The sequence below is a fragment of the Citricoccus sp. NR2 genome, from assembly GCF_027594385.1.
In the GTDB taxonomy this organism is placed as follows: Bacteria; Actinomycetota; Actinomycetes; order Actinomycetales; family Micrococcaceae; genus CmP2.
Genome location: NZ_CP115154.1, coordinates 38,018 through 50,202 on the forward strand (window position 1 = coordinate 38,018; position 12,185 = coordinate 50,202).

A 12,185-nucleotide genomic window follows, 5' to 3' on the forward strand; every position below is an offset into this window, starting at 1 on the left:
TCCAGCACGAAGGCCCCGAGGCTATGGTCGATTGACCGGTCACGGGGCCTTCGCGGCGGAGGTGAGGTGATGGTGCGGGCTTATTGCAGCAGGGAACGGTCGCCCAACGTCGCTCCCTTGATTTTGGTGAATTCGCCGAGCAGGTCTTCGACGGTCATGGTGGCTTTCTTTTCCGCCTCGACGTCGAGGATGATTTCGCCGTCGTGCATCATGATCAGCCGGTTGCCGACCTCCAGCGCCTGGGCCATGTTGTGGGTGACCATCAGCGTGGTGAGCTTCTGCTCGGAGACGACTTTTTCCGTGAGCCGGGTGACCAGTTCGGCACGCTGAGGGTCCAGGGCCGCGGTGTGCTCGTCTAACAGCAGAATCTTGGGCTGCGAGAACGTAGCCATCAGCAGGCTCAGTGCCTGGCGCTGACCGCCGGAGAGCAGTCCCACCTTGGCCTTGAGACGGTGCTCGAGGCCGAGTTCCAGGGCCAGCAGTTCCTCGGCCCATTGCGTGCGCTTGGCCTTGGTCACCCCGAGGCCCAGCCCGCGCGACTGGCCGCGGCGGGCGGCCAGGGCCATGTTCTGTTCGATCGTCAGGTCCGGGCTGGTGCCGGCCATAGGATCCTGGAACACCCGGCCCACATAGGCAGCGCGCCGGTGGTCGGGCATTTTGGTGACGTCCTTACCGGCGATGGTCACGGTACCGGAGTCGGGACGAAGCTTGCCCGCGATCGTGTTCAGCACCGTGGACTTACCTGCGCCGTTGGAGCCGATCACGGTGACGAAATCGCCGTCGCTCAGGTGCAGGTTCACGCCGCGCAACGCCTTGCGCTCGTTGACGGTGTTCGGGAAGAACGTCTTGTTGACGTTGCTCAACTCAAGCACGGTGGCCCACCTTTCCAGCTTCTTCGGCCTCGACGGCGGCTTCTTCGGCGGCTTCCTTGTTCAAGTTCTCGACCTTCTTGTTCTTCCGGCGCAGCGAGAATCTGCGGAAGATCTTCCACTGCGGCAGCAGCAGAGCGGCCACCACGAGTACCGCGGAGATGAGGCGCATGTCGTTGGGGTTCAGCCCGGCGGTCAGCGCGTACTGGATGGCTAGGCGGTAAAGTACGGCTCCCACGACGACGGCGAAGGTGGCGATGATGACGGTGCGGGTGCCGAAGATCGCCTGACCGATGATCACGGAGGCCAGGCCCACCAGAATCAGACCGATACCCATGGAGATGTCGGCGGAACCCTGGTACTGGGCGATGATCGAGCCGCACAGGGCAACCAAACCGTTGGAGAGCATCAGACCGATGATCTTCATCCGGTCGGTGGAGACACCGAAGGAGCGGATCATTTCCTGGTTGTCGCCGGTGGACTGCAGGGCCAGGCCCATGTCGGTGGAGAGGAACCAGTCCAAGGCGAACTTAATGATGAGCACGCAGATCAACAGGATAATCACCGCGCCCCAGGTGCCGCGCAGCCCGGCCTGAGAGAACCAGGTAAACACGGTTTCTTGGCCCAGCAGCGGCGCATTAGCTCGATTGCCCATGATGCGCAGGTTGACCGAGTACAGGGCCAGCATGGTCAGAATGCCGGCCAGCAGCGGGTTGATGTTTCCCTTGGCGTGCAACAGGCCGGTAATGAGTCCGGCGAGGGTGCCCACGAGGAAGGCCGCGCCCATGGCGAGCAGCGGGTTTACCTGCTGGGTGATGAGCACGGCGGCCGTGGCGGCGCCGGTGGTGAAGGATCCGTCGACGGTGAGGTCGGGGAAGTCGAGAATCTTGAAGGTGAGGTAGACACCGAGGGCCATGATCGCGTAGATCAGACCGAGTTCGAGTGCGACGATCATGATCTATCGTCCAGCTTTCCGTCGGGGTGTTTCGGATGGATGGTATCGGCGGGGCCGGCCGTGGGGATGTGCGCGGCCGACCCCGCCGAATGGGTAGCGCGAGATTATTCTTCGTCCTCGCCCTCAGCGTCGGCGACGTCGCGGGCGTCAGTCAGCAGGTCCTCGGGCAGGGTGATGCCCATCTGCTCGGCGGCTTCCTGGTTCACGACGACCTCGAGGTCTTCGGAGGGCACGGTCTCCACCGGGGTGTCGGCCGGCTCGGACTCACCCTGCAGAATGCGCAGCGCCATCTCGCCGGCCTGCACGCCCTGGGCGTGGTAGTCGATGCCGTAGGTGGCCACCGCGCCGCGTTCCACGGAGTCGGTGTCGGCGGAGATCACGGGGATCTGCTGGTCGATACCGTAGGAGAGCACCGATTCCAGGCCGGAGACCACCGTGTTGTCGGTGGGCACGTAGATAGCATCGACGTCGCCGAGCGCCTGGACGCCCTGCTGCACCTCGTTGGTGTTGGTGATGGCGCGTTCGACCAGTTCCAGTCCGAGTTCCTCAGCGGCGTCGCGTGCGGCTTCCACCTGGACCACCGAGTTCGATTCGGCCGAGGAGTAGACGATGCCCACGGTCTCGGCGTCGGGGGCGATCTGCTGGAGCAGCTCGAGCTGTTCGTGGACGGGGTTCATATCGGAGACGCCGGTGACGTTGCCGCCGGGAGCCTCCCAGTCGGCCACGAGCGAGGCGTCCACCGGATCGGTGACAGCGCCGAAGACGATCGGACGATCGGTGATGGCGGTGGCGGCCGAGATGGCGGAGGGGGTGGCAATCGCGAAGATCAGGTCGTGATCCGACTGGGCGAAGTTGCCGGAGATGTTGTTCATGGTGCCCTGGTCGGCCTGGGAGTTCTGCTCATCCCAGGTGACCTCGGCTCCGGCGGTTTCGAAGGCTTCCTTGAAGCCGGCCGCGGTGGCGTCGAGCGCGGGGTGGGAAACGTACTGCGAGATGCCGATCGAGTAGGACTCGCCTTCGGCGCCGCCCTCGTCGGCCGCTCCGCCGTCGCCGTTGGAACCGCACGCAGTGACGGTCAGGCCGATTGCTGCGAGCACCGCCGTGGTGCGTGCAAGGTGTGACAGTTTCATGGGGTGCTCCCTCTCTCGTCAACCAACAGATAACGATTCGCGCGGGGTGCGGGAATCGCGTGGATGAACAGAACGATTGACCATCAGGTGTGATGTGACTTCTATCACAGTCAACTTTGCCACAAGATGCCGCTTCAGTCCACCGCGTACCGATCAATGTGTCTACCAAATAGATGATCTCGCAGTCGAAACGTATCCGGCGGAAGCTGATGGTGCGTGTTCTGCAGACACCATGCTTCCACACCCGCGCCGCGAGTGGCTCGGATCACTGTGAGAGCGCGTAAATGGAGATCGAGTATCCAGGGATCGCCAGCACGTCTCCGGGGCCCACGGTCGATCCCACGCGGTCGCGTTCGCCGTGGGTGCTCAGTGCCAGCACCAGTTCTCCGCCGACCAGATCTCCCAGCAGGTTCTCTGCCCCGGGTTGGGAGCGGGGAACGCGGACGACGTCGGCGTCGAGTCCGGCGTTGAAGATCACGAGCCCGGAGGTCCGCCCGCCCGGGATGCCGATGAGCTGCTGCAGCACCCGCACCGAGGGACTCTCCCATTCCTGCTGGGTCATGGGTTCGCCGTCGGCGTTGAACCACATCATGTGCCCCGAGTCGCGAGAGGGGTAGGTGTAGGGCTGGTCGGCCAGGAACGCCCGGCGCAGTCGGATCATCCGCCGGGTGATGGCGTGCATGGTCTGGGCTGCCGGGTCTTCGAGCAGTCGCGGCCAATCGGTCCATGAGAGCTCGTTGTTCTGGCAGTAGGCGTTGTTGTTGCCAGACTGGCTGCGGCCGAGCTCGTCACCGGCGGTGATCATCGGCACGCCCAGCGACATCAGCAGGGTGACCATCACATTGCGCATGGTGCGCTGCCGGGATTGCTCCACGTGGGTCTCATCGGTGGGGCCTTCGGCACCGTGGTTGTACGACCGGTTGTTCTCGGTGCCGTCGCGGTTGTCTTCGCCGTTGGCCTCGTTGTGTTTGTGGTTGTACGACACCAGGTCGCGCAGGGTGAATCCGTCGTGGGCGGTCACGTAGTTCACGCTGGACAGCGCCGAACGCCCCGAGGGGGCGAAGAGCCCTTGGGATCCGGAGAGCACATCGGCCAGACCGCCCAGGGGGCTGGGTCGATCGCCGTGGTCGAGGGCGGCACGTGAGGTCACCCAGAAATCTCGCACGGTGTCGCGGAAATGGTCGTTCCAGTCACGGAAGCCGGGCGGGAAGCGCCCGGTCTGCCAGCCTCCGACCGCGACGTCCCAGGGTTCGGAAATCAGCTTGACTTGGGAGAGCACCGGATCGGAGGTCACGGCCACCAAGAACGGGTGCTGCGGGGTGAAGTGGTGGTGAGCGTCGCGGCCCAGGGAGACGGCCAGGTCGAAGCGGAAGCCATCCACCCCGAATTCCTCGACCCAGCGGCGCAGCGAGTCCAGGGCCATGCGCACCACGGTGGCGTCGGCGAAGTTCAGGGTGTTTCCGCAGCCGGTGGTGTCCAGGTAGTCGGAGTCCGGACTGTCATCGACGTGGCGGTAGTAGGCGCGCTCCCCCAGCCCGCGCCAGCTGTAGGTGGGGCCGGTGGGGCCTTCTTCAGCCGTGTGGTTGTAGACCACGTCGAGAATCACCTCAATGCCGGCCTCGTGGAGCAGCCGGACCATGCCCTTGAATTCGTCCGCCACGGCTTGGGGGCCGCGCCGCTGGGCGTCGACGGTGGCGTAGCTGGGGTGCGGGGAGAAGAACGACAGGGTGTTGTAGCCCCAATAGTTCTCCAGCCCGAGCTCCGACAGATGGGACTCGTCGGCATGGTGGTGCACGGGCAGCAACTCGACCGCGGTGATGCCCAAGCGCTGCAGGTAAGCGATCATCACCGGGTGTGCGAGCCCGGCGTAGGTGCCGCGCAGGTGCTCGGGGATCTCCGGGTGTAATTTTGTCTGCCCGATCACGTGGGCTTCGTAGATGATGGTGTCGCGCAGAGCGGTGTCGGGTGCGGTGACATCACCCCAGTCAAAACTGCGGTCCACCCGGGTGGACCAGTGAATCCCCTCGCGGGTCTCGACGGCGTCGCCGCACGGGTCCAGCAGTCCGCCCACCACCGGGCCGGTCGGTTCCAGATCCCGGTCCCGCGGGATGAACGCGTAGAGGCTGCCGTGATCGAGTCCAGTGAGGGTGCCGTGGTGCACCCCGTGGTTGAATCCGGGTAATTCCACGCGGTGCAGGTCTGCTGCCGTCGGTGCGGCGTCTCGGGGGAAGCCACCGGTGGTGAAGACGACGTCGACCTCGGTGAGTCCGGGGGCGTAGACGGCCAGGTTCACGCACTGGCACGACTCGGCGGCTGCCTCGGGTTCCCGATGATGTGTTCCAGACGCGGCCGAGGCGCCCAGCGGCGTCGGGCGCGAGGGGTGTTGCGGTTCAGTCACCGCGTCCGCCCGCCCGCGCTACCGCGATTTCGTACAGGGAAATGCCGACCGCCATCGAAGCGTTGAGCGATTCCATCTCGGAGGCGATCGGGATGGAGACGATCTGGTCGCAGTGTTCGCGCACCAGCCGGGAGAGGCCCTTGCCCTCGGAGCCGACCACGAGACAGATCGGGTCGGTGGCGAGGGGCAGTCCGGGCAGGGACTGGTCGCCGTCGCCGTCGAGGCCCAGCACGAAGTAGCCGAGTTTCTTGTACTCGACGAGCGCGTTGTTCAGGTTCGACACCTGTGAGACGGGCACCCGGGCGGCGGCACCGGCGGAGGTCTTCCACGCGGTGGCAGTCACCCCCACCGAGCGGCGGGCCGGCACCACCACGCCGTGAGCATCAAAAGCAGAAGCCGAGCGGATGATGGCCCCGAGGTTGCGGGGGTCGGTGATGGAATCCAGGGCGATCAGCAGCGGCGGGGTGCGCAGGTAGCCCTTGTCCCATTCTTGCATCAGTCGGTCGGCTACGGTGACGCCGTCTTCGTACTCGTAGGGTGGTACCTGCAGCGCCATGCCCTGGTGGTTGGCCTCGTTGGTCATCCGGTCGAGCTCGATCCGGGTGGTCTCCATCACCGGAATACCGCGTTCTGCTGCCAGCTTCAGCGCTTCTTTGACGCGCTCATCCATCTCCAGGCGCGGGGCCATGTGCAGGGCGCGGGCCGGAATATCGGAGCGGAGGGCTTCGACCACCGGGTTGCGGCCGGCCACGGTTTCGTCCTTGTGGCGCGAGCGGGTGTTGCGCTGCTGGCGCTGCTGAGTGGGCTTGTAGCTCTTGTGCCAGGTGCGATCCTCGGCCTTGGGCGTGGGACCGCGACCGGCCAGGGACTTACGGTGTTGACCGCCGCTGCCCTTGGTGGGGCCTTTTTTAGTGGACTTGCGGGCAGCGCCGGGGCGTCGTGCTGTTGCCATGGTGTGGTCCTTTCGGTGGCGGTGCGGGTCAGCTCTCGAGCGTCCAGGTGACGCCGTCAGCAGAGTCGGCCAGGGTGATGCCGGCCGCGGCCAGCTGGTCGCGGATCGCGTCGGCGGCAGCCCAGTCGCGCTGCTCGCGGGCGGTCGCACGAGCCTGAATCTGGGCGTCCACGAGGGCGGCGAGGGCGTGGCTGGCGGCGCTGTCGCCGTCATGGCAGGAGCCTTCGGGCACCTCGTCGAGACCCAGGATGCGCACCATGGCGTCGACTTCCAGCAGCCGATCGCGCAATGCAGTGGTGTCGTTCTCGGCCAGGGCGGTGTTGCCTGCGCGCACAGTGGCGTGCAGGCTGGCCAGTGCCTGGGGCACGTTCAGGTCATCTTCCATGGCCGTACGGAACGCCTCCGGCACGGCGTCCACGAGTACCTCAGGCAGGGCGGCGATGTCGTCTCGCAGGGCGGCCCGGGCTTTGGTCTGGAAGTTTTCGATGCGCTCGACCGCGGTAGTCGCCTCCTCGAGCGAGGTGGGCCGGTAGTCCAACGGTGAGCGGTAGTGCGCCTGGCCGAGGAAGTAGCGGACCGCGGTGGGTCGGGCTGCGGCGAGCATCTCTTCGGGCGAGACGGTGTTGCCCACGGATTTGGACATTTTTTCGCCTTCGTAGGTGACCAAGCCGTTGTGCATCCAGAAGCGGGCGAACTCGTCTCCAGCGGCGGCCGACTGGGCCAGCTCGTTTTCGTGGTGCGGGAAGCGCAGATCGAGCCCGCCACCGTGAATGTCGAAGGTTCCGCCCAGGTACTTGGTGGACATGGCGGAGCATTCTAGGTGCCAGCCGGGGCGGCCTCTCCCCCACGGGGAGGCCCAGGAAGCGGTGTCTGGGTCGCTGTCCTTGTGACCCTTCCACAGGGCGAAATCGCGCGGGTCGCGTTTGCCGCGCGGGTCCGCATCCGGTGCGGCCTGCATGTCGTCGACGTCTTGGCGGGTGAGCTCGCCGTAGCGGTCCCATTCACGCACGGTGAAGTACACGTCGCCGGAGTCATCCGTGGCCGAGTAGGCGTAGCCGGCGTCCATCAAACGCTGAATCAGCTCGAACATCTCGGTGATGTGCCCGGTGGCGCGTGGCTCGTAGGTGGGGCGCAGCACGCCGAGGCTGTCAAAGGCGGCGGTGAATGCCTGCTCGAAGCGGTAGGCCAGGGCCCACCAGGGCTCCTGGGCAATATAGGGCGGCTGCGGAGTCTGCTCGGTGTCGTAGGACGCCGCCGATTTCTCCAGGATCTTGTCGTCGATGTCGGTGACGTTGCGTACCGAGGTGACGCGCAGCCCGGTGGCGCGCAACCATCGGATCAGGATGTCGAAGGCAATCGCCGAGCGGACGTGGCCGACGTGCGGCAGCCCCTGGACGGTCGCGCCGCAGTAGTAGATCGAGACCTCTCCCGCGCGCAGCGGAGTGAAGTCGCGAACCTGTGCCGTCTTGGTGTCATAGAAACGTTGTGCCACGGTGTTGGATTCTACCGGCTTTATACCGCACCAGCAGACAGAGACGACGGAGGGCGAACCGTATGGTTCGCCCTCCGTCGTGTGTGGCAGGTTGCCATGATGGAATTATTTGGCGGCGGCCGCTGCGGCCGGTGCCACCTCTTCCAGGGTTTCGTTCAGCAGGCCGATGGCTTCTTCTTCGCTGATGTCCTTCGCCAAAGCGAGTTCGGACTCCAGCACCTGGCGTGCTTTGGCCAGCATGCGCTTCTCACCTGCGGACAGGCCGCGGTCATGCTCACGCCGCCACAAGTCACGCACTACCTCGGCTACCTTAATGACATCGCCAGAGGCGAGCTTCTCCAGGTTGGCCTTGTAACGACGCGACCAGTTGGTCGGCTCTTCGGTAAATTCTGCGCGCAGGACATCCAGCACTTCCTGCAGACCCTGATCATCGACCACATCGCGAACGCCGACCAGGTCGACGTTTTCGGCGGGGACCTCAATAGTCAGATCACCTTGAGCGACACGAAGTTTCAGGTAGGTTTTCTCCTCACCCTTGATCTTCCGCATCTTGATCTCTTCGATAGTTGCCGCACCGTGGTGCGGGTAGACGACAGTCTCGCCGACCTCAAAAACCATGTGGATAAACCCCTTTCCCGGCGTTTAGTCTATCACAGAGCCCCGTGATTCCGGGAGTGTCGTCGCCTCTTTGCGGCCTGCATCACCCATAATGCTCCCCCGACGTCACTCTGCGTCGTCCCCGCGAATTCGTTCCGGGATGCACGCCGCGTCGCAGCACAGCCAGGCCTGGCGCGGTGCAGGAAAACCCTGATCAGCAGGGGCTGAAGAGGGGTCGTGCACCGGTTGGCGTACACAGCGTCTCACGTCGTCGGAGACGGCGCGAATGAGATACTCTCTAAGGGAACATCACTGTTTTCATGCACCGACCGTGATCGAGGAGAACACCATCGTGAAGGCCACCACCATTCGCCGCGCCTCTGTGGCCGGCCTGGCAGCCCTCGCTCTGCTAGGCACCACCGCCTGCAGCGCCGTCAATCTGCAAGCCACCACGTTGGAGTACGCCCCCTCAGACGGCGTGCAGGCCAATGTTGACAACGTCCAGCTGCGCAATATCGCTCTGATTGCCGCTGAAGAAAACGGCGCGGGCCGCTTCATCGGCTCCCTGTCCACCTCGGACGGCGAACCAGCCGAGGTCACCATCACCGTGAACGGCGAGAGCTTCGACTTCTCGGTTCCCGGCAACCTCGAGAACCTGATGCTCGAGGCCGAAGAGAACGAGACCGTCGTGACCAATATCGGCGGCCACCCCGGCGGCATGGTGGACGCTGAGGTCTCCGTCAACGGCACCACCGAGCCGCTGCGCATCGCGGTGCTCTCCGCAGCACTGCCCGAGTACCGGGACTTCCTGCCCGTGGAGGTGTCCGAGGGCGAGCTGACCGATCACCTCTACGACTTCCCCGAGCACGGCGGCGGTCACTGGGTGGGCGTCGACGAAGACGGCGGGCACTGATCCCACACCCCTACCGGGTCCTGAAACATCATCACGAAGGGCCGGCGCAGCATCCAGGAGATGAGGCGCCGGCCCTTCGCTATGTTCCCTATGTCTGCTGCGGTCTACGGCTCGAACTTGTAGCCCAGCCCGCGCACGGTCACCAGATGACGCGGGTTTGACGGGTCCGGCTCCACCTTGGAGCGCAGCCGCTTGATGTGCACGTCGAGGGTCTTGGTGTCCCCCACGTAGTCGGCGCCCCACACCCGGTCGATGAGCTGGCCGCGGGTGAGCACCCGACCGGCGTTGCGCAGCAGCATCTCGAGCAGCTCGAATTCCTTGAGCGGCATCGAGGTCTGGTCGCCACCGACGGTAACCACATGCCGTTCCACATCCATGCGCACCGGTCCAGCCTGCACGGAGGTGCTGACCAGCTCGTCCGGCTCCGCCTGACGGCGCAACACCGCACGAATACGCGCCACCAGTTCCCGCGAAGAGTACGGCTTGGTGACGTAGTCATCCGCGCCGAGTTCCAGACCCACGACCTTGTCGATCTCCGAGTCCTTGGCGGTGAGCATGATGACCGGAACGTTCGAGGTGCCGCGCAACTGGCGAATCACTTCGGTGCCTGGCTGACCGGGCAGCATCAGGTCGAGCAACACCAGATCAGCGCCGGCCTTCTCGAATTCGGAGACCGCATCGTGGCCATCTTCAACGACGGTGACCTCATACCCTTCGCGCTCCAGCAGGTAGGACAGCGGGTCACTGATGGACGGCTCATCCTCCACTACGAGGATCCGACTCATCTTAGTTCTCCTTTCCCACCGGATTCGGTGGTCTCCTGAGGGATCTCGGGGTCGCTCTCGGGCAACTTCACGGTGAAGGTGGATCCCGATCCGAGTCTTGACCACAGCGACACTTCGCCGCCGTGGTTAGCGACCACATGTTTGACGATGCTGAGCCCCAGACCGGTGCCACCGGTCTGGCGTGAGCGGGCGGCGTCAACGCGATAGAAACGCTCAAACACCCGCTCTTGGTCTTCATAGGCAATGCCGGGGCCCTGATCGGTAATCGAGATTCGGGCCAGCCCCTTCACCGATTTCATCCCGATGCCGACCACCGTGTTCTCCGGTGAGTAGCTAACAGCATTGTCGACCAGATTACGAATTGCGGTCATCAGCTGATCCGGGTCGCCGAACACGACACCGGTGATCTCCCCGGCCACCCGCAGCGTGATGCCGCGGGCCTCGGCCTCGGTGCGGACCCGGTCCACCGCCTCGGCGACCACCCGGTTCATGTCTACCGGGGAGGCTTCGCCGGCAACGTCCTTGCTCTGCAGCCGGGAGAGCTCAATGATGTCCTGCACCAGCTCGCCCAGGCGCACGGATTCGATGGACAGCCGGCGGGTAAATCGGCGCACAGCCACCGGGTCTTCGGCGGCGTCGTCAATGGCTTCAGAAAGCAAACCGATCGCACCGACGGGTGTTTTGAGTTCGTGGGACACGTTCGCCACGAAGTCGTGACGGATCGCTTCAGTGCGGGTCAGCTCGGTGCGGTCCTCCGCGAGGATCAGAATGTATTCGTCCCCCAGCGGCGCGATGCGCAGGTGTACCTGCCAGCGTTCATCGCCATAGCGGCCGCGGGTGAGTTCGTGTCGGCGGTCCAGAATCACACCGTCTTCACGTACGCGTCGAGTGAGGTCCACCACCAGGTCGTGCACCAGATGGTGACCGCGCACCAGCCCGTAGGCGTAGGCGGTCGGGTTGGCGCGCACCACGCCGTCGACGGCGTCGACCACTACATAGGCCCGACCCACCACGGCCAGCACATCGGCGGCGCCGGACGGAATCAGCGGTTCATCGACCACCATGTAGCGGGCCCGCCGTCGCTCCGAGACGCGGAAGGCGAGCATGGCGACGAGACCGAGCACGAGCCCGGTGACACCGCTGAGCACGCCGACGAGCACTAGATCATCCACCCAAGAAACACTACCCTCTCGTGTGGTGACGTTTCTCGTCGTCGACCCGTTGAGCCCGGTTGTGCAACTGAACGTAGCTAAAGTTCAACTGCCGTTCACGTCGATGCGTCATGATAGGTATGACCGTGTTGTTGTTGCGCGCAGAAATGAGGAGCACATGCGTGAACTGTTCCAGGCTGACCTGAAGTCCCTGGGTGACCAGCTCGTAGAGATCGCCGGACTTGTCCGCGTGGCGATGGAGCGTGCCCGCGAAGCGGTGGAGACCGCTGATGTCGAGCAGGCGGAGCAGGTGATCTCCGATGATGCCCGGATCGATACGCTGCAGAACACCCTGGATGAGAAGGCCATTGAGCTGCTGGCCCTCCAGGCTCCCGTTGCCACCGACCTGCGCACCGTGGTGGGTTCCCTGCGCATGTCCACCTCGCTGGAGCGTATGGGCGACCTGGCTCGCCACATCGCTCAGCTGACCCGCCTGCGTTACCCCGAGCTCGTGTTCCCGGAGTCGCGCCGCGAGTCATTCAGCCGCATGGCAGATGACTGCGTGAAGGTGGCTGCCGCCCTGGAGCAGCTGCTCACCGAGCACGACCTGGACTACGCCCGTGAGATCGTGAAGCTGAATAATGAGATCAACGAGCTGCACGCCCAGAACTTCAAGGCCGTTGCCGCCGCCGACTGGGATGCCACCGCTCCCCAGACCGTCGATGTCTCGCTGGCGTCGCGCTACTTCGAACGCTTCGCTGATCACGCCGTGTCGGTGTCCCGCAAGGTGACCTACCTGCTCACCGGTGAGTGGGAGCCCACCATTCCCTCCGCCTGAACACCGATCGGTGAGATCCACCGGATCTGCACCAGACACGAACAGGGCGGCCCCTCCTCGGAGGGGCCGCCCTGTTGTTTGTCTTCTAGACGCTCTTCGCTCCGA

General features: G+C 64.7%; 11 protein-coding genes. 2 read left to right on the forward strand and 9 right to left on the reverse strand.

The annotated features are described in order from the left end of the window. Positions 1–80: 80 nt before the first annotated feature. The 7 genes from O1A05_RS00150 to O1A05_RS00180 form a co-directional block, all read right to left on the reverse strand. Positions 81–872, reverse strand: coding sequence for an ABC transporter ATP-binding protein (locus O1A05_RS00150; RefSeq protein ID WP_270106092.1), 792 nt, complete (start codon positions 870–872; stop codon positions 81–83). Next, on the reverse strand, positions 865–1,824 hold the full coding sequence (locus tag O1A05_RS00155; protein ID WP_270106093.1) for an ABC transporter permease: 960 nt from the start codon (positions 1,822–1,824) through the stop codon (positions 865–867). The genes O1A05_RS00150 and O1A05_RS00155 overlap by 8 nt, the downstream gene beginning before the upstream one ends. Positions 1,825–1,928: 104 nt before the next feature. After that, complete coding sequence (locus tag O1A05_RS00160; protein ID WP_270106094.1) at positions 1,929–2,954, reverse strand: ABC transporter substrate-binding protein; 1,026 nt, start codon at positions 2,952–2,954, stop codon at positions 1,929–1,931. 265 nt (positions 2,955–3,219) lie between these two features. Then, a complete protein-coding gene (glgX, locus tag O1A05_RS00165) occupies positions 3,220–5,352 on the reverse strand; it encodes a glycogen debranching protein GlgX (protein WP_270106095.1) in 2,133 nt (710 codons plus the stop codon). Continuing rightward, positions 5,345–6,304 (reverse strand): 23S rRNA (guanosine(2251)-2'-O)-methyltransferase RlmB, encoded by a 960-nt coding sequence (rlmB, locus tag O1A05_RS00170; protein WP_270106096.1) that lies wholly within the window; start codon positions 6,302–6,304, stop codon positions 5,345–5,347. Before rlmB ends, glgX begins: the two co-directional genes overlap by 8 nt. 28 nt (positions 6,305–6,332) lie before the next feature. Further along, positions 6,333–7,796, reverse strand: a complete 1,464-nt coding sequence (cysS, locus tag O1A05_RS00175) for a cysteine--tRNA ligase (protein ID WP_270106097.1) — start codon at positions 7,794–7,796, stop codon at positions 6,333–6,335. Between the two features lie 105 nt (positions 7,797–7,901). Then, positions 7,902–8,414: a CarD family transcriptional regulator gene (locus O1A05_RS00180; protein WP_270106098.1), complete on the reverse strand. Its 513-nt coding sequence runs from the start codon at positions 8,412–8,414 to the stop codon at positions 7,902–7,904. A gap of 310 nt (positions 8,415–8,724) precedes the next feature. Here O1A05_RS00180 and O1A05_RS00185 point away from each other — a divergent pair, with 310 nt between their 5' ends. Then, complete coding sequence (locus O1A05_RS00185) at positions 8,725–9,306, forward strand: hypothetical protein (RefSeq protein WP_270106099.1); 582 nt, start codon at positions 8,725–8,727, stop codon at positions 9,304–9,306. Between the two features lie 104 nt (positions 9,307–9,410). Here O1A05_RS00185 and O1A05_RS00190 read toward each other — a convergent pair whose 3' ends face one another. Continuing rightward, positions 9,411–10,091 (reverse strand): response regulator transcription factor, encoded by a 681-nt coding sequence (locus O1A05_RS00190; RefSeq protein WP_270106100.1) that lies wholly within the window; start codon positions 10,089–10,091, stop codon positions 9,411–9,413. Then, entirely contained in the window at positions 10,088–11,197 is a 1,110-nt protein-coding gene (locus tag O1A05_RS00195; protein WP_270107464.1) for a sensor histidine kinase, read from the reverse strand. Before O1A05_RS00195 ends, O1A05_RS00190 begins: the two co-directional genes overlap by 4 nt. Before the next feature lie 223 nt (positions 11,198–11,420). On the opposite strand from O1A05_RS00195, the gene phoU reads away from it, so the two are divergent. Further along, entirely contained in the window at positions 11,421–12,080 is a 660-nt protein-coding gene (gene phoU / locus O1A05_RS00200; RefSeq protein ID WP_270106101.1) for a phosphate signaling complex protein PhoU, read from the forward strand. The last annotated feature ends 105 nt before the right edge of the window (positions 12,081–12,185 follow it).

Bases quoted from the DNA above. Each gene is read 5' to 3' on its own strand.
- O1A05_RS00180 (WP_270106098.1), bottom strand. From the start codon at position 8,414: ATGGTTTTTGAGGTCGGCGAGACTGTCGTCTACCCGCACCACGGTGCG.
- O1A05_RS00155 (WP_270106093.1), bottom strand. From the start codon at position 1,824: ATGATCGTCGCACTCGAACTCGGTCTGATCTACGCGATCATGGCCCTC.
- O1A05_RS00190 (WP_270106100.1), bottom strand. From the start codon at position 10,091: ATGAGTCGGATCCTCGTAGTGGAGGATGAGCCGTCCATCAGTGACCCG.
- O1A05_RS00160 (WP_270106094.1), bottom strand. From the start codon at position 2,954: ATGAAACTGTCACACCTTGCACGCACCACGGCGGTGCTCGCAGCAATC.
- phoU (WP_270106101.1), top strand. From the start codon at position 11,421: ATGCGTGAACTGTTCCAGGCTGACCTGAAGTCCCTGGGTGACCAGCTC.
- rlmB (WP_270106096.1), bottom strand. From the start codon at position 6,304: ATGGCAACAGCACGACGCCCCGGCGCTGCCCGCAAGTCCACTAAAAAA.
- O1A05_RS00195 (WP_270107464.1), bottom strand. From the start codon at position 11,197: ATGCTCGCCTTCCGCGTCTCGGAGCGACGGCGGGCCCGCTACATGGTG.